Source organism: Streptomyces xiaopingdaonensis, from assembly GCF_000262345.1.
GTDB classification, from domain to species: domain Bacteria; phylum Actinomycetota; class Actinomycetes; order Streptomycetales; family Streptomycetaceae; genus Streptomyces; species Streptomyces xiaopingdaonensis.
This window is the reverse complement of the sequence record NZ_AJTQ01000178.1, coordinates 1-23,636: the sequence shown is the minus strand read 5'-3', so window position 1 is coordinate 23,636 and position 23,636 is coordinate 1. Positions and strand designations below refer to the sequence as shown.

Genomic DNA, 23,636 nt, shown 5'->3' with positions numbered 1-23,636 from the left:
CGCTGCGCGCAGCACACCGGCTCGCCGCCGCCGAGCCGGTGCCGTCCGGCTGAAGCCCGCCGGACCGTCCCACCCACGGCACCGCCGAGTGCCGGAACCACAAGGAGAAAGCAGCAAGTGTCCCGACAAGCAGTGGTGACCGGGATCGGCGCCGTGACGCCGGTCGGAAACGACCGGGAGAGCAGCTGGGAGGCGCTCCGCGAGGGCCGCTCCGGCGTCGCCCGGATCACGCGGTTCGACCCGACGGGGCTGCCCACCCGCATCGCGGCCGAGGTGAAGGACTTCGACCCCGCCGCCTACCTCGACCGCAAGCGGGTGCGCCGCTCCGAGCGCTTCTCGCAGTACGCGGTGGCCGCGGCCCGCGAGGCCGCACAGGACGCGGGGCTCACGGACGTGGAGGACCCCGAGGGCCGGATCGGCGTGCAGATCAACAACGCCGTCGCCGGCTTCCCCGGCATCGAGGCCGCGACGGACACCATGCACACCGAACCCCGCCGGGTGAGCCCGTACTTCGTCTCCTCGGTGATCCCCAACATGCCGGCGTGCGAGGTCGCCATCGACCTCGGCGTGCACGGCCCCGTCAACGCCTCGGCGCTCGCCTGCGCCAGCGGCGTCCACGCCCTGCTGGAGGCGCGGCGCACGATCCTCGCGGGAGAGGCCGACGTCGTAATAGCGGGCGGCACCGACTCCGCCCTCACCCGGGTGATGTTCGCCGGGCTCAGCAACATGGGCGCCCTCTCCGCCAACAACGACGATCCCGAGCACGCCAGCAAGCCCTTCGACGCCGAGCGCGACGGCTTCGTCTTCGGCGAGGGCGCCGTCGTCCTCGTCGTGGAGTCGGCCGAGCACGCGGAGGCCCGCGGTGCCGCCCCCTACATGGAAGTCGCGGGCGGCGCCCTCACCTCCGACGCCTTCCACGTCAGCGCCCCGGACCCGCAGGGCACCTTCGCCGAGGCGGCGATGCGAAGAGCCCTCGCCAACGCGCACGTCGTCCCCTCCGAGGTCGACTACATCTGCGCGCACGGCACGGCCACCCGGATCAACGACCGCCTGGAGACGCGCGCGATCCGCGCGGTCTACGGCGAGGCGGCCGACGGTCTCCTCGTCAGCGCGCCGAAGTCGATGGTCGGCCACATGATCGGCGCTGCGGGCGCCCTCTCCTCGATGGTCACGGCGCTCGCCATCCGCGACGGCGTGGTGCCGCCCACGGTCAACCTCGGCACCCCCGACCCCGAGTGCGACCTCGACTACGTCCCCAACACCGCGCGCAAGGCACACGTCCGCACGGGCGTGGTCAACGCGTTCGGCTTCGGAGGCCAGAACGTCGTGGCGGTCTTCCGAGAGGTGTGAGACCCACGCTGGTCGGCCCGGTGACGCGGCGTCGCACGGTGGGACCGCGTCACCGGGCGGGCTCGTGTGCGCGTCCGCGTGCCCTGCAACGGCCGTCGCCCGGGTCTCACTTGAGGAGCCTCGACATCCGCCGGTCGGCGAGCGGCTTACCGCCGGTCTGGCACGTCGGGCAGTACTGGAGCGAGGAGTCGGCGAACGACACCTCGCGGATCGTGTCACCGCAGACCGGGCATTGCTCGCCGGTGCGGCCGTGCACCCGCATCCCCATGCGCTTGCCTGCCTTGAGCTCGTCGGCGGGGAGTGCACGGGCGCGCTCCACGGCCTCCCGCAGGATCTCCTGCGTCGCGTCGTGGAGCCGGCCGACCTCCTCCTCCGTGAGCTGCGAGGCGAGCTTGAAGGGGGACGTCTTCGCCGCGTGCAGGATCTCGTCCGAATACGCGTTCCCGATGCCGGCGAGGAAGGACTGGTCGCGCAAGAGGCCCTTGATCCGGTGGCGTTGGCCGCGCAGCAGCGCCGCGAAGTCCTCCCGCGCGAAGTCGGGCGCGAGCGGATCGGGGCCGAGCCGTGCGACACCGGGGACCTCGGCCGGGTCCCCGACGACATGGACGGCCAGCCGCTTCTGCGTCCCGGCCTCCGTGATGTCGAAGCCGGGGCGTCCCTCCCCGTCGAGCTGTACGCGCAGCGCCAACGGCCCCTTGCCGGGACGCGGCGGCGCCTCGGGCAGCGTCTCGCGCCACCGGAGCCACCCGGCGCGCGCGAGGTGCACGACGAGGTGCAACTCCTCGCCCCCGCCCGGCTGCCGCATCCTCAGATCGAGGAACTTGCCGTGCCGCGCCGCACCCTCGACGACGCGACCGCGCAGGGCGCTCGGCGGCGGGTCGTACGTCTTGAGCACGCTCACTGCCACGGGCAGCACGCGCTCCACGGTGTGCCCCGTCGCTCTTCCCTCCAGAAAGCCTCGCAGGGCCTCGATTTCGGGCAGTTCGGGCATGTCACGCTCCGGGTGCGAGGGTGCGGAGGTGTACCGAGCGTACGGCCGTGGCGCCCGGTGAGCCGGTTGCCTGCGCGCCGCGTCGCATGGCCGTCAGGGGAGAGCCGGCGTGTATCCGGCGGCGAGGAGCTGCGGCAGGTAGGCGGAGAGCGCGGCTGCGCTCTGGGAACGGTCGCCGCCGCCGTCGTGTTGGAGAACGATCGTTCCAGGGGCGACATCCTTCATCACGGAGTTGATGATCTGCTCGCTCCCCGGCATCGACCAGTCCTGGGTGTCGAGGGACCAGCCGAGCGGCTCCATGCCGAGCTCGGCGCAGATCCGCAGCGTCGGCCCGTTCCAGTCGCCGTACGGTGCCCGCGCCCAGGTGGGCGGGGTGCCGACCGTCCGCGCGATCAGCTCGCTCGTGCGTTCCAGCTCGCGGCGGGCCTCGGCGACCGGGATCGCGGTGAGCTGCCGGTGGTTCCAGGTGTGGTTGGCGACGAGGTGGCCCTCGCGGGCGACCGAGCGGAGCACGTCGGGGAACTGCTCGGCGGTCTCTCCGATCACGAAGAAGACCGCCCTCGTCCCGTGGCGGCGGAGCGTCTCCAGGATCTGCGGGGTGTACCGCGGGTCGGGCCCGTCGTCGAAGGTGAGCGCCACCCGGCGGCCCTTGGCCGAGAGCGAGTACTGCGCGTGCGTGCGTACCTGGGGGTGGACGGTGGGCGCGCCGCGCGAGGTCTCGCCCTCGATGGGGCGCAGTCGGTACGGCGACTGACCGCCGTCGGGCGACGCGGTGCTCGGGGCCTTCGGATCGGCGGGGGCCCTGGCCGCGTCGGGGGCGGCTGGACCGCCCTGCGTCGATGTCTCGTCGGAGCCGAGGACCGCGCGTCCGACCGTGCTGCCGAGGGCCGCGGCGCCGAGGCCGATGCCGAGCACGCTTCGCACCAGACGCCGCCGGTCCACCGGACTTGTATGCTTATCAGACGTCATGTCTCTGTGCTGCCACGCCCCACGAGGCGGGCGTCGGCGGCGCGCCCGGCGCCTGCGCGAAGTACACCCGGCCGGTCGCCCGCACGCCGCGGGGGCGCCCGGAAACCGGACGCCCCCGCGGCTCGGTCGAGCCGGCCGACTCAGGCGAGCTTCGCCGTGTGCGTGATCGTCGTCCCCGCCAGCGCCTGGCTCACCGGGCAGTTCGCCTTCGCCTCCTCGGCCGCCCGAAGGAAGGCGTCCTCGTCGATCCCCGGCACCTCGCCCTCGACGGAGAGGTGGATACCGGTGATGCCGGTGCCCGGCTTGAGGGTCACCGCCGCGTGCGTGGTCAGCTTCGTGGGCGGGGTGCCCGCGCTGTTGAGGCCGTTGGAGAGCGCCATGGAGAAGCAGGAGGAGTGCGCCGCCGCGATCATCTCCTCGGGGCTCGTCTTGCCGTTCGGCTCCTCGGCACGCGAGGGCCAGGAGACCTGGTACTCGCCGAGACCTGAGGAGTCGAGCGAGACGACACCGGAACCCTCCGTCAGGTTGCCGGTCCAGACGGTGTGCGCGTTGCGCGTCGTCGCCATGGTGGACACCTTTCTCTCGCCCGCGCAGTCCGGGCGCGTGGATATGCGGACTTGGTACCGCCGGGCGGCGCTTCGACCGCCCGACTGCCGACCGTACCGCCTCGCGTCACCACGGCACGCCGAGCCGCCGTGCTGCGCAGGGCTTTCAGCCGCGCAGGGCGGCGAGATGGTGGACGGCGGCCTGTGCGTAGGCGACGCGATGATCCAGGCGGTCGTCGTCCCAGCGGTAACTCGTCTGCTGGTAGCGGTAGATGAGCGCGGGGCGGCGTGCCGCGCCGTCGCGGCTGCGCCAGACGGTTCGGCTCGGCGTGCCCCAGACGCTGATCCCGAGACTGTCGTCGAACGTCAACAGGCCCACGAGGAGCGACAGCAGGAAGAGAAGCAGCCAGAACGGGGAGAGCAGCGCGAACGCGCACCAGCCGGGGAGGGTCCCCTTGTGACCGGTGAGCGCGGGACGTCCGTCGGGGAAGGCGATGCGCCAGTACGGACGGTGCGGGCGGCGCGGTCCGTGGCGGCTGAGCGTGCACAGCACGGTGCCGTCCGGCTCCAGAACGGTGAAGTGCTCGGGCGCCCGGTCGGCGGGGGGCTGCTCGGGGCGGACGGAGCAGAGAGGGGAGCCGTCGGGGGCGTCGAACTCCAGGTGCGGAGGGAGGGTGCTGCTCTCGCTCAACCTCCGCATGCGGTCCTCGACTTCGGCCACGGTCACCTCCGAGGCGGGTGCCTCGGACGCGGACTCGCTGCGGGGCGCGGCGGCCGAGTCGCCGTCGGGGAAGTGCAGGCGGATACGTGCCGAGGTGTGTTCCGCGCGGTGCTCGCCCGCCGGCAGGACCATGAAACGGGCGCCGTCCGTCCAGGCGTCGGCGTGCGCCGCGGTCGCGCCGTCGATCTCTATCGTGAAGTCCCGGCGTGCCATGGTGCTCCCTGAGGTGACTCGGCGGTTCCGTGTTCGATGGTCGATTGTGCCGGGCAGCGCGAGGCGGCTGTCGCGCGGCTTCCGGTTCCGGGGTCGAACGGCGGTTCCTGGACCCGATGTTCGGTTCCGGCAGGCGGTACGGAGCCCTCCGCGGCGGGTATCCGACGGGGGCAGGACGCACATGGCTACGGAAGGGGCCATCACATGATCAAGGGGATCGACGTCTCCTCGTACCAGTCGGAGAAGTACGACACCGAGGGCATGGACTTCGTCTTCATCAAGATCACGGAGGGTCGCAGCTACACCAACCCGAAATGGGTCGACCAGCGCAAGACGGCGAGGGACGCGGGGCTCGTCACGGGCTTCTACCACTTCGGTCGCGCGGGGAACGTCACCGAGCAGGCCGACTACTTCCTCTCGAAGATCAACCTCGTCGCCGGGGACATGCTCGTCCTCGACTGGGAGGACTCCGGCGTCAGCAACGCGAGCAAGGACAAGTGGATCAAGTACGTGCAGAAGAAGCGTCCCGACCACAAGGTGCTCCTGTACTGCAACACCGACTTCTGGCTCAACCGCGACACCACGTCCTTCGCCGGTGACGGCCTCTGGATCGCGCACTACAACGGCAAGCCGGGGAAGCCGGGGATCGAACACCCCTGGCGTTTCCACCAGTACACGGACAAGCCCCTCGACACCAACCTCGCGCATTTCGAGAGCCGTTCGTCCCTCCGTAAGTGGGCGGGCGGCAGCGCAGAGTGACCGCCGGGCAGATACGCTCCCGGGCATGCCCGAACCCAACTCGACAGCTCCCACGGACGGACCAGCGACGCCGAGCGACGACGTCGAACCCCTCGACGAGCCGGACGGCGACGCGCCGGCCTCCGAAGCCCCGCCGCGCCGACTGACCCCGCGGCAGGCGCGCCGCGTACGGATACTCCTCTCCGCGGTGGTCATGCTCGCGGTCGCGGTCGCGCTCGTCGTCCGGCTGGGGAGCGCGCCCTCCGTGCTGACCGTCGGTTTCTACGGCATCGCGCTCATACTCTCCGGGGCCGCGATCGGACTCAGCAGGCGCGGCAGGACGCGGGTGGCGACGGGTGTGCTCGGGCTCGGATTCCTGCTCGTCCTCGGCGGTGAGTGGCTGTTGCGGGGGTGAAGTCCAACTCGTGTGTCTCGCGGCCGCGTTGGCGTCGCCGTGATGCCGTGTAGGGGGCGGGCTTCGCACGTAGGCTGAGTGCATGACAGAGGAGACGCCCGGCATGCGGGCCTCGGACACCGAGCGGGAAGAGGCCGCGGAAGTACTCCGGCAGGCGCTGGCCGAAGGGCGCCTGACCATGGAGGAGTTCGAGGAGCGTCTCGACAGCGCCTACGGCGCTCGCACCGACCGGGAACTCGAACGGCTCGTCCGCGACCTCCCCGCGGGGGTCGCACGCGCGGGGCGCGAGGTCGTTCCCACGGACGCACACGAGGCGAGCGGCATTCCGAAGAGCGCGGATACGCGCCGGCGCTGGGCGAGCCGGATAGGTGGCGAGCCGAGTTCCCGATGGGGGCTCGGCTTCTTCGGTGGCTTCGTGCGCCGGCGGGCCTGGACGGTGCCCCGGCTCTTCACCGGCGTCGCGCTGCTGGGCGGCGGCCAACTCGACCTGCGTGAGGCGCGGTTCGAGGGCAGTGACGTCAAGATCCGCTGCTTCGCCTTCTGCGGCGGCATCCAGGTCACGGTCGGCCCGGACGTCGAGGTGGACGTCACGGGTGTCGGTGTCATGGGCGGCTTCGACGCCGGCGCCGTGGGCCCGGGCGAGCCCGGGGCGCCGCGGATAGTCGTCACCGGGCTCGCGGTGTGGGGAGGCGTCGGCGTGGAGCGGAAGCCGGTGCGACCCGGCGACGGGGAGGCGGAGGGAGCAGGACCTCATGGGAGAAAGGAACGGGGAGCCAACTGCCGGGAGACGAAAAGCAGTACGGGGCATAACCTCGGCTTGGCCGGCTCGGACGTCGGTGAAATCGCCGCAACCGCCTCGCAGGTCACCTCCTGAGACCACGACGGCTGGCACGACGCCTGCGCCGCGGAGGAGGGCGAACGGAGAGTCCGTCGAGCGGATCGAGCCCGACCCGGCCATCCCGACCGGCAAGCGCAAGGAACGGGATCCCTCGGTGCTCAGCGTCTGCCCGGCACTCGCCGAGCACGCCAAACGCGAGGCCTACCCCGAAGCCGTCGAAGCAGCACACACCGACTTCGCCGCCCTTCAGAACGGTGAAGTTCCCTGTCCGCGTACGGAGACCGAGCCCGCTCGGCGACGAGCGTGCCACCTCAGCGGCTACCGCTGATGTCCGTTCGGATACTCCCCGAGGGTCGATCGCCTGCCTGTGTGCCCACCAGCGGCCAACCCCCGCACTACGTAGTGGGGACGACCGGCTCGGCGTCCGTCCTCCCTGCCCGGGAACCTCAACGACCAGCACACGATGCCGTCAATGGTCGGGCGGACAAGTTCTAGGCGAGGCTCCTCCATTCGCAGGGGTCGGTCCCGAAGAGGGAAGGAGGCTGGGGCCAGTCCGTGGTGGGTTCGGGGCACTGCGGGCCCGGACGGTGCTGGGCGACCGGTGGAGGCACGTAGCGGAGGCGGCCGAGCGGACTGTCCGTTTCGCGGATGACCGGAGCGGACTCGTCGTCGGGGCCGTCGATCGGCCGTGCCTCGTGGGGTAGTTCGTCGGTGAGCCAGGCGGCAGTGCGGGCGAGTGACAGGTCGATGACTCTGGAGCCGGGCAGGCCGGTGCGTTGGTCGGTGAGTGCGCGCAGGACGGCTGCCGCCAGGAGATAGCCGGTGGCGTGGTCGAGCGCCTGCACCGGCAGGGCGCCAGGGGTGCCCTCGGGGGTGGCCTCGAGGGAAGCGATACCCGTCGCTGTCTGGACGAGGCTGTCGAAACCGCGCCTGTGTCGCCATGGGCCCGACTCGCCCCACGCGCAGAGCCGGCCGACGAGCACTCCCGGCCTGCGCGTGGCGAGGGCTTCCGGCGCCAACCCGAAGCGGTCGAGGGCTCCGGGACGGTAAGCGGTCAGCACGACGTGCGCCTCGGCGAGCAGGCGCTCCAGAGCGCTTCGGCCTTCCCTTCCGGCGAGATCCAAGGTTGCGGAGCGCTTGCCGAAACCCGTGTCCGCCCAGGTGTCCGGGAGTTCGGGCAGGTGCGGCGGGTCGAGTCGGAGGACGTCGGCGCCGAGCGCGCCGAGTGTCCGGGTGGCGACGGGACCGGCGACGACGCGGGTGAGGTCGAGGACCCGCAGACCGTCGAGGGGGCCGGCAGCCACGGCCCGGCCGAGCGCCGGCGGCGGCTCTTCGTCGAGGCGGGCGGTGCGCACCAGCGGGCGAGCCGACTCGGCGATCCGCTGCGGATGCTGCGACCACGCCCCCGGCGAGCGCAGAGCGAAGGCGAGGCCGCCACCGGCGCAGACCGTCTCCTCGACTTCCGCCGCCGTCCGCCGGGCGATCTCGGCACCGAGCCGCTCGACCACGGCCTGCTCCTCGGCTCTCGTCCCGAGAGGCGACTCGGGCGCGAGCTCGAGTGCCTGGAGCAGACGTGTCCGGTGGTGCGGGTAGTTGGCGTGAGTCCGGACCCAACCGTCAGCCGTCGGCCAGAACCGCGACAGGGCGGCGAAGGCCGTCACCGCGCGGCCGTCGACACGGAGGTGCCTGTCGCTCGCGAACGCGGACGCCACTGCCGCGTCGTCCACCGTCGCGCAGGAAGCGCGGGACCCGGGCGAGCGCACGTCCGTGAACTCGGCCGCCGCCAGGGAACATGCGGCGACGGAGCCGGTAGCCAGCTCCTGCACCGGTAGTACGGAGGGCAGCAGGCCGGAGCGCCGACAGTGTGCTAGGCGCGGAAGCAGGTCCGGGCGTCCTCCGAGCGCGGACCACGCTTGTCCGGCGCCTACCGGGAGGTTGGCCGTCGTCGCAGCGTGGGTGGGACTGCGAGAGTTCGAGTGCGGGTGCATGGCCGGTCTCCTGATGCCTTTCCCTGTTCGGGCGGGAACACGGTCCGAGAACCGGTGCGTGATGCCCGGTTTGCGGTCGGTCCGGGCAGAGTCAGCTTGCGAAAGTACGAGGCGTCGAGAGCTACGTGGGTTCGGGAGCGCACTGGGGGATGCCCGCCTTCCCGCGCTCCAGGAGTTCGGGAACCGTATCGCCGAATCGTCACGCCTCGCAGAGACGATGCTGCCGGGCCTCGACACGACGGGGCAGGACGGGGACAGGTGGTGGCGATACCGCGCTCCGTCGCCGGTGCTCTTCGGTCAGGCGTCGGCCTCCTTCTCGGCGCCGCAGACCGTGACCGCCAACGATGAGCGGTCGAACTCCGCGACGGCCTCGGAAGGGGACGACGAGTCGGTGAGGAACCCGTCGAAGAGTTCGCTGCCGCCGATCCGTGCGAAGCACCGTGTGCCGATCTTGGAGGCGTCCGCCACGACGAAGGCCCGTTGTGCGCGGCGGGCCATGAGCGCATTGACGGATGCCTCCTCTTCGTTGTGCACGGTTGCGCCTTCGGTGGGGGTGATGCCGTTGACGCCGATGAACGCGATGTCCAGGTGCAGCCGGCCGAGAACCGCCTCGGCGAAGGTGCCGGAGAGCTCGAAGGAACGGGCATGGGCAACCCCTCCGGTGACGACGGTCTTGATCTGCGGACGTATGGCCAACTCGTTGGCGATGTTCAGGGCGTTGGTGACGACGGTGAGGCTCGGTTCCGTTCCTGTCTCGCCGAACTCGGGGCGACGGGCGAGCGCTCGCGCGACCTCCGTCGTCGTGGTACCGCCGCTGAGGCCGACGACCGAGCCGGAAGAGACCATGCCGGCCGCAGCACGCGCCACTGCGGCGCGTCCCTCTGCTCGGGCCCCCTGCCGGTACCGGACCGGCAGGTCGTAGTTGACGTGACCGGGTACGGCACCGCCTCTCGTGCGGATGAGCAGTTGCTGCTCGGCGAGGGCGTCCATGTCCCTCCGGGCCGTGGCGGCCGAGACACCGAGAATCCCTGCGGCCTCCTCCACCTCCAGACCGCCCTTCTCGCCCAGGATGTCGAGCAGAGTGTTGAGTCGTTCGTGGCGCTTCACTTCGCGCCGCCTTCGGTCGCCCTCCTCTCGTGTGTCTCTGTTTCGTCGGAGACGGACTGGGGCGCGCCGAGGAGGCGGAGCAGGCGCTCGGCCTCGTCGGCCACTGCGGCGCGTGCGGGTGCGACGTACTTTCGCGAGTCGACGAGCTCGGGCGAGGCGGTGAGTGTGTCGCGTACCGAGCGGGTGAAGACGGAGACCAGGTGGGTCGATATGTTGATCTTGGTTAGACCGGCGGCTATCGCTGCACGGAGTTCTTCGTCCGAAACCCCCGACGACCCGTGGAGGACCAGCGGGACGTCCAACTCGCCCCGAAGGCGCTGTATCAGCGCTCTGTCGAGGACGGCGGTGCGCTCCAGCATCGCGTGCGAGGAGCCGACCGCTACGGCGAGCGCGTCCACACCAGTGGCCTCGACGAAGGCGTGCGCCTCTGTCGGCTCTGTGCGCGCCCCGGGGGCGTGTACACCGTCCTTGCCACCCACCTCCCCGAGTTCGGCCTCGACGTGCACGCCTCGCGAGTGACACCACCGAGTGAGCTCGGCCGTCTGCGCAACGTTCTCCGCGTACGGCAGGGCCGAGGCGTCGACCATCGCCGAGACCGCTCCGGCCGCCACGCCCTGCCGCAGCAGTTCGGGGTCCGTGAGGTGGTCGAGATGGACGGACACCCGAGCCGTCGACTCCTCCGCGAGCGCGAGGCAGGCGAGGGTGAGAGGGCGCAGACTGCCGTGGTACCGCGCGCAGTTCTCGCTGATCTGCAAGATCACGGGAAGCTCGCTGCGTTCGGCGGCGGTGACCAGCGCTTCCGCCGTCTCCAGATGGAGGACGTTGAAGGCGAGGGCGCCGGCGTTCGCCGTGCGGGCGGCGTCGACGATGGAGGCGGTGGTGACGAGCGGCATGGTTCTCGGCTTCCCGTGGTGAGGGCGGACGTTCGGGCGCGGTGTGCAGCGGTGGTCCGGGGTGAGAGCCCCGCCCGGTAGAGGCTCAGCCTTCTTCGAGCCGGACGGAGCGGGTGAGGTTGCGAGGCAGGTCCGGGTCGAGACCCCGGGCACGGGCACGCTCCAGTGCGATCCGCTGGACCAGGACGAGCTCGGCGAGCGGGTCCCTCTCGTGCGCGACGAACTCCGCCCCGGTCTGGGCCACTTCGGTGGCCAGCCCGGACGGAGGCGCGCCGAACGTCCAAGTGACACGGCCCGGTGCCGCTATGGAAACGGGGCCGTGGCGGTACTCCATGGCGGGGTACGACTCCGTCCAACTCTGCGACGCCTCACGCATCTTGAGTGCCGCCTCATGTGCGAGGCCGACCGTCCAGCCGGTGCCGAGGAAGGTGAACTGCTCGGCCTCGACCCATCGCCTCTCCACCGATGCCTCGAGCGCGGCTTCCGCGTCGGATATCGCACCGGTGAGGTCCTCGCCGAGGTGTGCTCTGAGGAGGGCGAGCGCCGTCGTCGCGAACCGTGTCTGGACGACGGAGCGTTCGTCGGCGAAGGGCAGGGGGACGACGGTGTCGGAGTGCTCGACGGCGGGGGAGTGGGTGTCGCCGACGAGTGTCACCGTGCGCGTGCTGCCTTCGAGCTCGGCCAGGAGGCGGAGCACCTCGGTCGTCGTGCCGGAACGCGTGAGGGCGAGGACGGAGTCGTAGCCGCGGGGAGGGGAGAGCAGCGCTTCGGACGCCGCGAACGCGTCTGTGAGGCCCTGCCCGGAGCGTTCCCGGAGAGCGGCGTACGACTGCGCCATGAACCAGGAAGTGCCGCACCCGACGACGGCCACCCGCTCACCACTGCGCGGGAGAGACTCTGTCTTGCTTGCGAGTTCGACGGCACGGCGCCACAGCGCCGGCTGACTCGTCAACTCGCTTTGCATGTACGCCGTTTCGGGCATCTGCTGCACCTTTTCTGATCGGTCGGCCGGGTGGTCGGTTCGAGTGCGGTGCGCTCGAAGGGCGGCGCCTCGTCGGGGACTTGCGCTGCCGGAGCGAAGGCTGGTCTCTGCGTGAAGTTGCGTGATTCTGCGTTGCCGAGAGCAACTCTACGCAGATCTTCGAATCCCGGTCCACACCACGAACGGGTGAACGGATCGGCGCGTGGCGGGCCTTGAGAACTGACCTAGTCCCAGTTTTCCGCGGGACAAGTGCGATTACGGCTTCAGCGACGCCGGTTGCAGCCGCCGGTCGGATGCGGTGCTCTTGGTCGCGTCGGCGTGAGCGGTACGGCGGCGACGCTCGCAAGGTCTTGTGAAACCGGACCGCTGTTCCTAGCATTCCCGGTGTTACATCAGTTGTGTCACACCCTTGCTCTTCGGCGTCCCACGTCCGGGCCGAGTGCAGGGGTAACGGTCGAAGAGGCCCGTCAGCACGCGAAGTTGGAGAGGCGATGGCAGAAGCACAGCAGGGCGGCGGCCCGCTCGCCGGTGTCCGCGTCGTGGAGCTGGCGGGTATCGGCCCGGGCCCCTTCGCGGCCATGCTCCTCGCCGACCTCGGTGCGGACGTCGTGCGCATCGACCGCCCCGGTGGCGGCGCCCTCACGATCGACCCGCCGCACGACATCACCAACCGCGGCAAGCGCTCCGTCGTCGTCGACCTCAAGACAGCCGAAGGCCGGGAAGCAGCCCTGCAGCTGGTCGATCGCGCGCACGTCCTCATCGAGGGGTACCGCCCCGGCGTGGCCGAACGGCTGGGCGTGGGCCCCGAGGTGTGCATGGGGCGCAACCCCTTGTTGGTGTACGGCCGGATGACAGGTTGGGGGCAGGACGGCCCGTTGGCCGAGCGTGCGGGTCACGACATCGGATACATCGCCCTCACCGGTGCGCTGGGCATCAGCGGACCGGCGGACGGCCCGCCCGCCTTCCCCGCCAACCTGCTCGGTGACTTCGCCGGCGGCTCCCTCTACCTGGTCGTCGGCGTACTCGCCGCGCTCCGCCACGCGGAAGGAGGAGGCGGGCCGGGCCAGGTGGTCGACGCAGCCATCGTCGACGGCGCCTCGCACCTCACCTCGATACTGCACGGCATGCTCGCGTCCGGAGCATGGCAGGACCGCCGTGAGGCGAACCTCCTCGACGGTGGCGCTCCGTTCTACGGCACCTACCGCACAGCCGACGGCGGCTACATGGCGGTCGGAGCTCTGGAGCCCGCGTTCTACGCCGAGTTCGTCCGCCTTCTCGACCTGGAGCACGAGGTGCCTCCACGCGAGGACCTCGCCGGCTGGGGCGAGTTGAAGCGGGCCATCGCGGAGCGGTTCGCCGCGCGCACTCGCGAGGAGTGGACCGAAGTGTTCGGGGCGAGCGACGCGTGCGTCGCTCCGGTTCTCTCCCTCACCGAAGCGCCGGAGCACCCGCACCTGAAGGCCCGTGGCACCTTCGTGGAACGGGCCGGCATGGTGCAGCCGGCGCCTGCCCCGCGATTCAGCGCGACGCCGGCCGGGACCGACGGCCGTCCGGCCGAGCCGGGCGAGCACACCGGAGAAGTCGCCGCGGACTGGCAGATCCCGGCGCTCCTCAACGAGACCCTCTGACCGCCCTTCGGCGAGTCCCGCCGAACCAGCCCCGAGAGGGGAAGCAGATGCAGCGCCAGCTCTTCACCGAGGACCACGAGGCGTTCCGCCGTACCGTGCGCACCTTCTTGGAAAAGGAGGTCGAACCGCACTACGCCGAGTGGGAGCGCGACGGCCAGGTCTCCAGGGAGGTCTGGAGGGCCGCGGGTCGGCAGGGCCTGCTCGGTATCGCGGTCCCGGAGGAGTTCGGCGGCGGAGGCGAATCCGACTTCCGCTACGCCGCGGTCCTCAGCGAGGAGTTCGCCCGCTCCGGCGCCGCCGGCCTTGCCGTCTCGCTCCACAACGACATCGTCGGTCCCTACCTGACCACCCTCGGCACCGAGGAACAGAAGCGGCGATGGCTGCCCGGCTTCTGCAGCGGCGAGACGATCTCCGCCATCGCGATGACCGAGCCCGGAGCCGGCTCCGACCTCCAGGGAATCCGCACCTCCGCCGAGGACCGCGGCGACCACTGGCTGCTCAACGGCTCCAAGACCTTCATCTCCAACGGTATCCTCGCCGACCTCGTGATCGTGGTGGCCCGCACGACCCCCGAGGGCGGGGCGCACGGCCTCAGTCTGCTCGTCGTCGAACGTGGCATGGAGGGCTTCGAGCGCGGACGCAACCTCGACAAGATCGGCCAGAAGGCCCAGGACACCGCCGAGCTCTTCTTCCAGGACGTCAAGGTCCCGAAGGAGAACCTGCTCGGCGAGGTCAACGGCGCCTTCATCCACCTGATGACGCACCTCGCACAGGAGCGCATAGGGATCGCGGTGGCCGGTGCGGCGGCGGCGGAGCATCTGCTGGAGACGACGCAGCAGTACGTCAAGGAGCGCGAGGCGTTCGGCAGGCCGCTCTCCAAGCTCCAACACATACGCTTCGAGATAGCCGAGATGGCGACCGAGTGCGCGGTCACGAGGGTGTTCATCGACCGCTGCATAGTCGATCACGACAAGGGCGAACTCGACGCCGTCCACGCGTCGATGGCCAAGTGGTGGGCGACCGAACTGCAGAAGAAGGTGACGGACCGCTGTCTGCAACTCCACGGCGGTTACGGCTACATGGCGGAGTACCCGGTGGCGAGAGCGTTCGTCGACGGTCGTATCCAGACCATCTACGGAGGGACAACCGAGATCATGAAGGAGATCATCGGGCGCTCGCTCCTGACATAGGCCCGCCCGGGACGCCGCCCGTCGACATCCCCTCTCGACACCAGCTCCACCCTCGAAAGGACACCACGTGACCTCCGAAGCGTTCGTATACGACGCGGTGCGCACGCCGCGCGGTCGCGGCAAGGCCAACGGCGCGCTGCACGGCACCAAGCCGATCGACCTCGTCACCGGCCTCATCCGCGCACTCAGGGAAAGGTTCCCCGACCTCGACCCGGCGGCCATCGACGACCTCGTCCTCGGGGTCGTGAGCCCCGTCGGCGACCAGGGCTCCGACATCGCCAGGACAGCAGCGGTCGCCGCCGGACTCCCGGAGACCGTAGCCGGCGTGCAGGAGAACCGCTTCTGTGCCTCCGGCCTCGAAGCGGTCAACCTCGCGGCTGCCAAGGTCGCCTCCGGGTGGGAGGACCTGGTCCTCGCCGGCGGCGTCGAGTCGATGTCCCGCGTCCCGATGGGGACGGACGGCGGGGCCTGGCACATGGACCCCATGACGAGCTTCCAGACGGGTTTCGTGCCGCAGGGCATCGGCGCCGACCTCATCGCCACCATCGAGGGCTTCGACCGCCGCGCGGTGGACGAGTACGCCGCCCGTTCCCAGGAGTTGGCCGCGCAGGCGTGGAAGGAGGGACGGTTCGACCGCTCCGTCGTACCGGTCCGCGACCGCAACGGCCTCGCCGTGCTCGACCGGGACGAGCACCTCCGCCCCGGCACGACGGCCGACTCCCTCGCCGCGCTCAAGCCGTCCTTCGCCGGGATCGGGGACATGGGCGGCTTCGACGCGGTGGCGCTCCAGAAGTACCACTGGGTCGAGGAGATCGACCACGTCCACCACGCGGGGAACTCCTCCGGGATCGTGGACGGTTCGGCGCTGGTCGCGGTGGGGAACCGGGAGGTCGGCGAGCGGTTCGGGCTCACGCCGCGGGCCCGTGTCCGGTCCGTCGCCGTCTCCGGGTCCGATCCGACGATCATGCTCACGGGCCCCGCTCCGGCCTCCCGCAAGGCACTCGGCAAGGCCGGCCTGGAGATCGAGGACATCGACCTCGTCGAGATCAACGAGGCTTTCGCCGCCGTCGTGCTGCGGTTCGTCAAGGACATGGGCCTTCCGCTGGAGAAGGTCAACGTCAACGGCGGCGCCATCGCCCTCGGTCACCCGTTGGGCGCCACGGGCGCGATGATCCTCGGCACCCTCATCGACGAGCTCGAACGCCGCGACCAGCGCTTCGGCCTGGCCACGCTCTGCGTCGGCGGCGGCATGGGCGTCGCCACCGTCATCGAGCGCCTCTGATCACCGACCCGAACTCGCACTCCGGAGCGCCAACATGAGCAGCAGCACACCCAACCCGGCCGTGGGCGAGGCGTCCACCATCCGCTGGGAGCAGGACGACACGGGCGTCGTGACGCTCGTCCTGGACGACCCCGAGCAGTCGGCGAACACGATGAACGCCGCCTTCCGCACCTCGATCGGCGCCGTCGCCGACCGACTGGAAGAGGAGCGGGAGACGATCCGCGGGGTCGTCCTCACCTCGGCGAAGAAGACCTTCTTCGCAGGGGGAGACCTCAACGACCTGATCCAGGCGACACCCGAGCACGCCCAGCAGGTGTTCGAGTCGGGCATGCAGATCAAGCGCGATCTGCGACGGATCGAGACACTGGGCGTTCCCGTCGTCGCCGCGATCAACGGTGCGGCGCTCGGCGGCGGTCTGGAGATCGCCCTCGCGTGCCACCACCGGATCGCGCTCGACGCGAAGGGCTCCAAGATCGGCTGTCCCGAGTCGAGTCTCGGGCTGCTTCCCGGGGGCGGCGGCGTCGTCCGCACCGTGCGCCTCCTCGGAGTCGCCGACGCGCTGCTCAACGTGCTGCTCCAAGGCCAGCAGTACTTTCCGGCGAAGGCCAAGGAGAAGGGCCTCGTGCACGAGGTCGTCGGCACGCGGGAGGAACTCCTCGCCGCGGCACGGGCCTTCATCGACGCACACCCCGAGTCCCGGCAGCCGTGGGACGTCGAGGGGTACCGCATCCCCGGGGGGACGCCCGCGTCGCCCAAGTTCGCGGCCAATCTGCCCGCCTTCCCGGCGAACCTCGTCAAGCAGACGGCCGGGGCGCCCTATCCGGCGCAGCGGAACATCATGGCGGCGGCGATCGAGGGCTCGCAGGTCGACTTCGAGACGGCCCAGGTGATCGAGAGCCGCTACTTCACCGAGCTCGTCACCGGCCAGATCGCGAAGAACATGACGCAGGCGTTCTTCTTCGACCTCCAGGCCGTCAACTCCGGCGCGAGCCGCCCCGAAGGGATCGCAGAGCGCACCGTCAGCAAGGCGGCGGTGCTCGGTGCGGGCATGATGGGCGCGGGCATTGCCTACGCCTGCGCCAAGGCCGGCATCGAGGTGGTGCTGAAGGACGTGTCCCAGGAGGCGGCGGAGAAGGGCAAGGAGTACTCCGCCGGCCTGCTGGAGAAGGCGCTCAGCCGCGGCCGCACCACCGAGGCGAAGCGGGACGAGCTGCTCGCCCGCATCACCCCCACCGCGGACCCGAAGGACCTGGCCGGCTGCGACGCGGTGATCGAGGCCGTCTTCGAGGACCCTTCGCTCAAGCACCGGGTCTTCCAGGAGATCGAGGACGTCGTGGGGCCGGACGCCCTGCTCTGCTCCAACACCTCGACGCTGCCGATCAGCATGCTTGCCGAAGGGGTCGAGAGGCAGAGCGACTTCGTCGGCCTGCACTTCTTCTCGCCCGTCGACAAGATGCCGCTCGTCGAGATCGTCCGCGGGCGGCAGACCGGTGACGAGGCGCTCGCCCGCGCCTTCGACCTCGTCCGCCAGATCAGGAAGACGCCCATCGTGGTGCAGGACTCGCGCGGGTTCTTCACCTCCCGTGTGATCGGGCAGTTCCTCAACGAAGGCGTCGCGCTCCTCGCGGAAGGCGTGGAGCCGGCCACCGTCGAGCAGGCGGCAGCCCAGGCCGGGTACCCGGCGAAGGTGCTCTCCCTCATGGACGAGTTGACGCTCACCCTTCCGCGGAAGATCCGGAAGGAGACGCAGGAGGCGCTCCGTGCCGAAGGCGTCGACTTCCCCGACCACCCGGCTGACGCCGTCATCGACCGCATGATCGACGAGTTCGGTCGCACCGGTCGCAGCGCCGGCGCCGGCTTCTACGAGTACGACGAGAACGGCAAGCGCACGCGTCTGTGGCCCGGTCTCCGCGAGCACTTCGGACCGGCGGCGGGCGAACGGGCCGAGCTCCCCTTCGTGGACATGCAGGAGCGGATGCTCTTCTCCGAGGCGCTCGACACCGTCCGCCTCTTCGAGGAGGGGGTTCTCACGTCCGTTGCCGATGCCAACATCGGTTCCCTCATGGGGATCGGCTTTCCGCCGTGGAGCGGAGGGGTCATCCAGTACATCAACGGATACGAGGGCGGCTTGCCCGGATTCGCCGCGAGAGCCCGCGAGTTGCAGGAACAGTACGGTGACCGGTTCGCCGTCCCGGAGCTGCTCGTGCAGAAGGCCGAGAAGGGGGAGCGCTTCTCGGACTGAGCGGTCGGAGTTCTGTGCACAGTCGTGCCCTGCCGGTGCGCAGCTCCTCGAGCGGGCGTTGTGCATCGGAGGGAGCGGCCGTCAGAGGCAGTCCTGAGGGAGTGGCCGAGAGCAACGTGCGGTCGTGGGCCGGTGGTTCCGGGCGCCTGCCTCGGCGACGTGCGTCCCACTGAGTTCAGCAGGCTCCGGGCTCGCCGTCCCCGGGCGAGTGCGCCGCGTCAGGCGTCGGGTACCTCCTCGGGCCAGGAGAGCGCGACCGCCCCTGGCCTCACCCCGGGTCGCCGCGCTCACCGCCCCTACCGCGGCCCCCGCTCGTCCGCGGGGCCCGTTCGTCGGGAAAGGCGCCCCGTAGTTCCTCCTGCATGGAGCGTTGGAACGTCGTCACCAGGGCTTGGACGACCATCGGCTGCATGTGCGCCGAGAGGTACTTCATCTCCTCGACGCCCTCCGCGTCGGGCTGCCTGTCGCGGTAGGGCTCCCAGACCTCGTCCTTGAAGAGCCGGCTCAACTCCCGCGCCGCCGACCGGCTGTGCTCCAGCATCACCTCGCGCGCCGAGACGATCGCCTCGGTCGATATCGGTACGTCGAGGATGCGCACTCCGAGGTGGACGAGTCCGGGATCGACGAGGAAGACGTCGGGATCGCTCGTCCGCTCCAGTACCCGCATGGCGGCGAGCCGCTCCACGTCCGCGTCGGTGAGCTTCCTTCCGACGCGGCTCTCCAACTCCTCGCGCGACGCTTCGTCGACGGTGTCCGGGAGCCAGGAGGCGACCACTGCACGGTGGATCGCCAACTCGTGCGCCGTGATGTCGTCGGGGAGCCGCTGGAGGTAGCGCTCGATCGCGGCGAGGGTCATCCCCTGATGCTGGAGCTCTTCGATGAGAGCCAGCCGCGCGAGGTGGTCGGGGCCGTAACGCCCCACGCGACGCGGCCCGATGGCGGGCGGAGGGAGCAGTCCCCGGGTGCTGTAGAAGCGGACGGTGCGGACCGTGACGCCCGCGCGCGCGGCGAGTTGGTCGACGGTGAGGACGTCCTGCGTGAGCGGCGCGGAGGGCGGGTCCTCCCGCGCGGATGAGGTGGGCGCCGCGGCGTCGGCAGGGGTGCCCCCGTCCGTCTCGGGTGTGGGTGCTTCGGAGACCTGCGCCGCCCGTCCGCCGTGCCGCTCCATCTGCCGTGCTCCTCTCCGTGCTGCCGTGCGGTGCCGTGGCTCCGTCGCCCGCGCGGTCCCGACCCGGAACTGCCGGAGCGCTCCGGCCTGTTCGCCGCGGCCCGTGCCCGCAGTCGGAGGCCGACGACGGCCGTGCCGGGCCGGAACACCGCCGTGCGGTCGCTTCCCCGGACCGTACGGCGCGCCACCGCACCCTGTTCAACAGTATTGCTGTCGCACCGGTCCTGTGAAACTTGCGCAGTAACGGAAATCCCGTGCGCCGCCGGCTTCTTGGCGCCCGTCGCCCGGGCAGCAGCGGAACCGGCGTCCGACGTGCGCACGCAACGGCTCCCACTCTCGTATCGAAGCACAAGCAGCCGACGCGGCACCCGAGCAGTCGCGTACGCCGCGGCCCCACCCGGACCGCCCCGCGGAGCGGCGGCGCCCCGGCGAGGGGGCGTACGGGGGAGACCGGGCGAGGCGGCTGTCCCGGTCGGGCCGTGCCCCGGGCCGAGCTGCGTCGGACCGTCACCCCGGACGGCCGTCCCCGGCCCGGGGCTTACGCCGGCGCGAGGCCTTCCTCCGCGCCGTGCAGCAGTACGGGCAGGGCCTGCAACTCGTTCTGCGTGACGGCCGGCTTGTTGCGCAGCTCGGACGCGGAGACACCCAGCACCATCCGGGGGAAGCGCGCGAAGAGCGCGGGCAGCGCCACGCGCGCCTCCAGCCGCGACAGCGGAGCGCCCGGGCAGACGTGCGGCCCGTACCCGAACGAGATGTGCCGGTTGGGGCTTCGGGTGCTCACGAACTCCGCCGCGTCCGGGCCGTGTTGGGCCTCGTCGCGACCGATGGCACCGTAAGCGACGATCAGCGCGTCACCCTCCCCGATCACGGAGTCGCCGATCTCGACGTCCTCGGTGGCGAACCTGATCAGCACGTGCGTGGTGGGCGCGTCCCAGCGCAGCACCTCCTCGATCACCGAGTCCCAGCTCACCTCGCCCGCGAGCACGGCGGAGAGCTGCTCGGGATGGGTGAGGAGCGCCACCACCGCGTTGACGATGAGGCTGATCGTCGTCTCGTGCCCGGCGGCGACGAGCACCTGGATCGTCGCCAGGACCTCCTCGTCGCTGAGCGTGTCGCCCTCCTCGGCCGCCTGGAGCAGCGCGGTGGTGAGATCGTCGCCCGGGTTCCGCTTTTTCTCCTCGAGTACGTCCGTGAAGAACTCGGCGAGCTCCGTCATCACCTGCTGCACCTCTTCGGGCGGTGTGACGCTGCTGAAGAAGCCCTCGTAGAGCTGGCGCAGCCGCGGCTCGTCGTTGGTGGCCACACCGAGGAGTTCGGCGATGACGCTCATCGGCAGCTCGTAGGCGAACGTCGCCTTCAGGTCGGCGGCCCCGCGCTCGCCGGCGGACCCGGCGAGTTCGTCGAGGAGCCGCTGCGTTATCTCCTCGATCACCGGACGCATCGCTTCCACCCGCCGCGGCGTCAGCGCCTGGGCGGTGAGCGTCCGCAGCCTGCGGTGCTCGGCGCCGTCGTAGGTGAGCATGCTCGGGCCGGGCGCTGCGAGCCCGATCAGCGGCCAGGACGGCGGGATCTCGCCGCGCTGCCACGCGCCCCACTTGCTGATGTCCTTCACCAGCCGCGCGTCCGTGAGCAGTTGGCGCGCCTCGGCGTGGTGCGTCACCGCCCAGCAGGGAACGCCGCCGGGCAGCTCGACCCGGGCGACCGGGCCGGCCTCGCGCAGCCGTGCCCCCTCGCCGGCGAGGTCCTGGACGAGCGGATCGAGCACGACGGTCTCGGACGGCTGCGGACCGGCGCCGGTCACGGGGCATTGCGTCACGGTGTTCCTCCGACTGCGGTGGTGGGCGTGAACTGGACGGGAAGGGAGCCGAGGCCCCGCAGCCACGGCGACGAGCGCCACTGCAACTCCTCGGCCCCCACGGCGAGATCGACGTCGGGCAGCCGGTCGAGCAGCACTTCGATACCGGTGCGCGCGATGCCCTCGGCGATGTCCTGTGCCGGGTAGGGGCACCGGTGGTCGCCGTGGCCGAACGAGAAGTAGGCGTTGTTGCCACCGGTGAACGCGTGCTGGTCGGGCCGCACTTGGGGGTCGCCGTTGGCCGCGGCGAAGGAGAGGATCAGCAGGTCGCCGCGGCGGATGCGGCGCTCGGCGAGGCTGGTGTCGCGCGTCGCCCAGCGGCCCGCGATGTTCTGGGTCGGGGTGTCCTCCCAGAGGACCTCGTTCATCGCCTCGCCGACGCTGTGCCGGCCGCCGGCGAGCGAGGCGGCGAACCGCTCGTCGGTGAGCATCAGCCGCAGCGAGTTGCCCATCCAGTCGGCGGTCGGCTGGTGGCCCGCGACGATGTTCACCATCATGTCCTCCAGGACCTCGGCCTCGGAGAACTCGTCGCTCAGCGGATGCCCGACCATGCGCGAGGAGACGTCGGCCCCCGGCGAGGCCCGTCGGGCCGAAAGAAGACGCGCCACGGCACCGTGCACCCGGTCCCGCCCCTCGAGCGCGCCCGCGTCGCCGTCGACGAGCGCGTTGACGGACGGGACGAGCTCGAAGCCGGCCGTGTCCTCGAAGCCGTAGAGCCGGGCGAGGACGAGCGCCGGCAGCACCTTGGCGTACTCCTCGACGAGGTCCGCCTCGCCCCGTCCGCAGAAACGGTCGATGAGCTGGTCGGCGAACCGCTCGGCGTGGCTGCGCAGTTCGAACGGGTCGACGGCGTCGAGCGCCTCGCCGAGCAGCCGCGCGCGACGCGCGTGGCGCTCTCCGACGGTGTAGAGGATCGACTCCTGCTTGCCCACCATCGGCAGCAGCGGCCAGTCCTCGGGTATGCCGTCCCACTGGTTCCACAGCGCCGAGTCCCGGCTGAAGAGCGCCGGGTCCTCCGTAATGCGGTGGAGCTCGCGGTACCCGAGGACGAGCCAGGCGGGGACACCGCCGGGGAGTTCGACGGGCGCGATCGGGCCGTGCACGCGCCGGAGTTCGCGGTAGAGCCCGGCGCGGTCGTCCTCCTGGAAGCGCGGACCGCCGAGCTCGACGGGCTCCGAGTGCGCGGGGCAGCCGGCGGGCGCTTCCGGTCCGCCGTGTGCGGGGGCGTTGCTCACGTGCTGCTCCTCCTGGCTTCGGCCGCCGACGAGGCGAGGGTGTAAAGGTGGTCGACGAGGGCGACGAGGACGTCCCGGCTGGACCCGCGGGACCGCGCGTCGCACTCGACGACGGGCACGTCGTCCGAGAGGTCGAGCGCTTCCCGTACCTGCGTCTCCGAGTGCCGCGGCCCGCCGAAGTCGTTGCGCGCCACGACGAAGGGGGTGCCCTGCTGCTCCAGCCGGTCGATCGCGTACCAGGAGTCGGCGAGGCGCCGGGTGTCGACGAGGACGACGGCGCCGAGGGTGCCGCGGAAGAGGCTGTCCCAGAGGAACCAGAAACGCTCCTGGCCCGGGGCGCCGAAGAGGTAGAGGACGGTGGTGGCGTCGAGGCTGATCCGTCCGAAGTCGAAGGCGATGGTGGTCGTCGTCTTCTCCTCGACCTGGCGCAGGTCGTCGATCCCCTCGCCGGCACGGGTCATCGTCTCCTCGGTGTGGAGCGGACGGATGTCGCTCACCGACTTCACCATGGTCGTCTTGCCGACGCCGAAGCCGCCGACGACCACGACCTTCAGCCCGTTCGCCGCCTTGCTGCCGAGCGGTGGGCGGGCGTCCGTCTCACCGTTCGGGTGTGAGATTGCGGAGTCCAACGAGCACCTGCTTCAGGATCTCGGGGTCGGGGAGTTCGTCCGCGCTCTCGCCCGTGCGCGGATGGCGGGCGGTGATGCGCCCCTGTGCGTGCAGGTCGGCGAGGAGGATGCGCACGATGCTCACCGGCAGCCCGAGGAGTGCGGCGACCTCCACGACTGCCGTGGGAGAGCGGCAGATCCGAAGGATCTCGGCGTACTCGGACTGCATCCCCCCGACCGGATCGCTCTCGCTCACGACGAGGGTCACCAGGTCGAACGCGTCGCTCCCGGACCGGCTGCGACCGCCCGTGACGGTGTACAGCCGATCCGGGTCGTCGTCCCTGCCGGGCCGTCTCACGACCCGCCTCCGCCTTCCTCGTCCGGCGTCTCGCGCGCCGGCGAGGTGAGGTGCTCGCTGAGCTGCTCGACGAGTTCGTTCATGTTGTGGCCCACGAGCCCGACGTCCGCGTCCTCCTCGGCGACGACGGCGAGATGGGCACCGTCACCGGCCTCCACGACGAAGAGCACGCCGCCGTGGAACTCCGCCATCGCCTGCCGCACGCCTGGCTTGCCCTCGCCGAACTCCACCGAGGCGCCGAGCGAGAGACTCTGGATGCCCGACGCTATCGCCGCGAGCTGATCGGCCTTGTCGACGCCGAGTTCGGGGGAGCGGCACAG

The 23,636-nt window shown here is 71.0% G+C and carries 22 protein-coding genes; 8 read left to right on the top strand and 14 right to left on the bottom strand.

The window, feature by feature from the left end; translation table 11 throughout:
* Positions 1–132: 132 nt before the first annotated feature.
* Entirely contained in the window at positions 133–1,350 is a 1,218-nt protein-coding gene (fabF, locus tag UWG_RS0114595; RefSeq protein WP_016907960.1) for a beta-ketoacyl-ACP synthase II, read from the top strand.
* A gap of 106 nt (positions 1,351–1,456) precedes the next feature.
* Here fabF and UWG_RS0114590 read toward each other — a convergent pair whose 3' ends face one another.
* The 4 genes from UWG_RS0114590 to UWG_RS0114575 all read right to left on the bottom strand — a co-directional run bounded on the left by UWG_RS0114590 (position 1,457) and on the right by UWG_RS0114575 (position 4,789).
* Entirely contained in the window at positions 1,457–2,341 is an 885-nt protein-coding gene (locus tag UWG_RS0114590; protein WP_016907959.1) for an Fpg/Nei family DNA glycosylase, read from the bottom strand.
* A gap of 93 nt (positions 2,342–2,434) precedes the next feature.
* The gene (locus UWG_RS0114585; RefSeq protein ID WP_016907958.1) at positions 2,435–3,283 is read right to left on the bottom strand and encodes a polysaccharide deacetylase family protein; all 849 of its coding nucleotides are present in this window, start codon (positions 3,281–3,283) and stop codon (positions 2,435–2,437) included.
* Positions 3,284–3,450: 167 nt separating this feature from the next.
* Complete coding sequence (locus UWG_RS0114580) at positions 3,451–3,876, bottom strand: OsmC family protein (protein ID WP_016907957.1); 426 nt, start codon at positions 3,874–3,876, stop codon at positions 3,451–3,453.
* 145 nt (positions 3,877–4,021) lie between these two features.
* A complete protein-coding gene (locus tag UWG_RS0114575) occupies positions 4,022–4,789 on the bottom strand; it encodes a hypothetical protein (RefSeq protein ID WP_016907956.1) in 768 nt (255 codons plus the stop codon).
* Between the two features lie 204 nt (positions 4,790–4,993).
* Here UWG_RS0114575 and UWG_RS0114570 point away from each other — a divergent pair, with 204 nt between their 5' ends.
* The 3 genes from UWG_RS0114570 (at position 4,994) to UWG_RS30085 (ending at position 6,816) form a co-directional block, all read left to right on the top strand.
* A complete protein-coding gene (locus UWG_RS0114570) occupies positions 4,994–5,548 on the top strand; it encodes a glycoside hydrolase family 25 protein (RefSeq protein WP_016907955.1) in 555 nt (184 codons plus the stop codon).
* 25 nt (positions 5,549–5,573) lie between these two features.
* Positions 5,574–5,942 carry a hypothetical protein gene (locus tag UWG_RS0114565; protein ID WP_016907954.1) on the top strand — a complete coding sequence of 123 codons (369 nt, stop codon included), beginning with the start codon at positions 5,574–5,576 and terminating at the stop codon, positions 5,940–5,942.
* A gap of 82 nt (positions 5,943–6,024) precedes the next feature.
* Positions 6,025–6,816: a DUF1707 SHOCT-like domain-containing protein gene (locus tag UWG_RS30085; RefSeq protein ID WP_237720092.1), complete on the top strand. Its 792-nt coding sequence runs from the start codon at positions 6,025–6,027 to the stop codon at positions 6,814–6,816.
* Between the two features lie 455 nt (positions 6,817–7,271).
* Here UWG_RS30085 and UWG_RS0114550 read toward each other — a convergent pair whose 3' ends face one another.
* The 4 genes from UWG_RS0114550 to UWG_RS0114535 all read right to left on the bottom strand — a co-directional run bounded on the left by UWG_RS0114550 (position 7,272) and on the right by UWG_RS0114535 (position 11,750).
* A complete protein-coding gene (locus UWG_RS0114550) occupies positions 7,272–8,606 on the bottom strand; it encodes a CoA transferase (protein WP_016907951.1) in 1,335 nt (444 codons plus the stop codon).
* A gap of 459 nt (positions 8,607–9,065) precedes the next feature.
* A complete protein-coding gene (locus UWG_RS0114545) occupies positions 9,066–9,875 on the bottom strand; it encodes a DeoR/GlpR family DNA-binding transcription regulator (RefSeq protein ID WP_016907950.1) in 810 nt (269 codons plus the stop codon).
* Positions 9,872–10,768, bottom strand: coding sequence for a class II fructose-bisphosphate aldolase (locus tag UWG_RS0114540; protein ID WP_016907949.1), 897 nt, complete (start codon positions 10,766–10,768; stop codon positions 9,872–9,874). Before UWG_RS0114540 ends, UWG_RS0114545 begins: the two co-directional genes overlap by 4 nt.
* Before the next feature lie 85 nt (positions 10,769–10,853).
* Positions 10,854–11,750 (bottom strand): SIS domain-containing protein, encoded by an 897-nt coding sequence (locus tag UWG_RS0114535; protein ID WP_029391456.1) that lies wholly within the window; start codon positions 11,748–11,750, stop codon positions 10,854–10,856.
* Positions 11,751–12,241: 491 nt separating this feature from the next.
* On the opposite strand from UWG_RS0114535, the gene UWG_RS0114530 reads away from it, so the two are divergent.
* From UWG_RS0114530 to UWG_RS0114515, 4 genes are all read left to right on the top strand, one after another.
* Positions 12,242–13,378, top strand: coding sequence for a CaiB/BaiF CoA transferase family protein (locus UWG_RS0114530; protein WP_016907947.1), 1,137 nt, complete (start codon positions 12,242–12,244; stop codon positions 13,376–13,378).
* Positions 13,379–13,425: 47 nt separating this feature from the next.
* On the top strand, positions 13,426–14,568 hold the full coding sequence (locus tag UWG_RS0114525) for an acyl-CoA dehydrogenase family protein (RefSeq protein ID WP_016907946.1): 1,143 nt from the start codon (positions 13,426–13,428) through the stop codon (positions 14,566–14,568).
* 67 nt (positions 14,569–14,635) lie between these two features.
* Entirely contained in the window at positions 14,636–15,850 is a 1,215-nt protein-coding gene (locus UWG_RS0114520; RefSeq protein ID WP_016907945.1) for an acetyl-CoA C-acetyltransferase, read from the top strand.
* A gap of 34 nt (positions 15,851–15,884) precedes the next feature.
* Positions 15,885–18,092 (top strand): 3-hydroxyacyl-CoA dehydrogenase NAD-binding domain-containing protein, encoded by a 2,208-nt coding sequence (locus UWG_RS0114515; protein WP_016907944.1) that lies wholly within the window; start codon positions 15,885–15,887, stop codon positions 18,090–18,092.
* Positions 18,093–18,360: 268 nt separating this feature from the next.
* On the opposite strand, the gene UWG_RS0114510 is transcribed toward UWG_RS0114515, so the two are convergent.
* From UWG_RS0114510 to UWG_RS0114485, 6 genes are all read right to left on the bottom strand, one after another.
* Positions 18,361–19,260: a MerR family transcriptional regulator gene (locus UWG_RS0114510; RefSeq protein ID WP_016907943.1), complete on the bottom strand. Its 900-nt coding sequence runs from the start codon at positions 19,258–19,260 to the stop codon at positions 18,361–18,363.
* A gap of 538 nt (positions 19,261–19,798) precedes the next feature.
* A complete protein-coding gene (locus tag UWG_RS0114505; protein ID WP_237720091.1) occupies positions 19,799–21,076 on the bottom strand; it encodes a cytochrome P450 family protein in 1,278 nt (425 codons plus the stop codon).
* Positions 21,073–22,350 carry a cytochrome P450 gene (locus UWG_RS0114500; RefSeq protein ID WP_016907941.1) on the bottom strand — a complete coding sequence of 426 codons (1,278 nt, stop codon included), beginning with the start codon at positions 22,348–22,350 and terminating at the stop codon, positions 21,073–21,075. Before UWG_RS0114500 ends, UWG_RS0114505 begins: the two co-directional genes overlap by 4 nt.
* Complete coding sequence (locus UWG_RS0114495; RefSeq protein WP_016907940.1) at positions 22,347–22,979, bottom strand: GTP-binding protein; 633 nt, start codon at positions 22,977–22,979, stop codon at positions 22,347–22,349. The genes UWG_RS0114500 and UWG_RS0114495 overlap by 4 nt, the downstream gene beginning before the upstream one ends.
* Positions 22,948–23,316 (bottom strand): DUF742 domain-containing protein, encoded by a 369-nt coding sequence (locus UWG_RS0114490; RefSeq protein ID WP_016907939.1) that lies wholly within the window; start codon positions 23,314–23,316, stop codon positions 22,948–22,950. The genes UWG_RS0114495 and UWG_RS0114490 overlap by 32 nt, the downstream gene beginning before the upstream one ends.
* The coding region (locus UWG_RS0114485) for a roadblock/LC7 domain-containing protein (protein ID WP_016907938.1) at positions 23,313–23,636 on the bottom strand (324 nt) is incomplete at its 5' end. The genes UWG_RS0114485 and UWG_RS0114490, both read right to left, overlap by 4 nt.

Bases quoted from the DNA above. Each gene is read 5' to 3' on its own strand.
- UWG_RS0114525 (WP_016907946.1), top strand. From the start codon at position 13,426: ATGCAGCGCCAGCTCTTCACCGAGGACCACGAGGCGTTCCGCCGTACC.
- UWG_RS0114580 (WP_016907957.1), bottom strand. From the start codon at position 3,876: ATGGCGACGACGCGCAACGCGCACACCGTCTGGACCGGCAACCTGACG.
- UWG_RS0114565 (WP_016907954.1), top strand. From the start codon at position 5,574: ATGCCCGAACCCAACTCGACAGCTCCCACGGACGGACCAGCGACGCCG.
- UWG_RS30085 (WP_237720092.1), top strand. From the start codon at position 6,025: ATGACAGAGGAGACGCCCGGCATGCGGGCCTCGGACACCGAGCGGGAA.
- UWG_RS0114570 (WP_016907955.1), top strand. From the start codon at position 4,994: ATGATCAAGGGGATCGACGTCTCCTCGTACCAGTCGGAGAAGTACGAC.
- UWG_RS0114535 (WP_029391456.1), bottom strand. From the start codon at position 11,750: ATGCCCGAAACGGCGTACATGCAAAGCGAGTTGACGAGTCAGCCGGCG.
- UWG_RS0114540 (WP_016907949.1), bottom strand. From the start codon at position 10,768: ATGCCGCTCGTCACCACCGCCTCCATCGTCGACGCCGCCCGCACGGCG.
- UWG_RS0114510 (WP_016907943.1), bottom strand. From the start codon at position 19,260: ATGGAGCGGCACGGCGGACGGGCGGCGCAGGTCTCCGAAGCACCCACA.
- UWG_RS0114515 (WP_016907944.1), top strand. From the start codon at position 15,885: ATGAGCAGCAGCACACCCAACCCGGCCGTGGGCGAGGCGTCCACCATC.
- UWG_RS0114530 (WP_016907947.1), top strand. From the start codon at position 12,242: ATGGCAGAAGCACAGCAGGGCGGCGGCCCGCTCGCCGGTGTCCGCGTC.
- UWG_RS0114590 (WP_016907959.1), bottom strand. From the start codon at position 2,341: ATGCCCGAACTGCCCGAAATCGAGGCCCTGCGAGGCTTTCTGGAGGGA.
- UWG_RS0114575 (WP_016907956.1), bottom strand. From the start codon at position 4,789: ATGGCACGCCGGGACTTCACGATAGAGATCGACGGCGCGACCGCGGCG.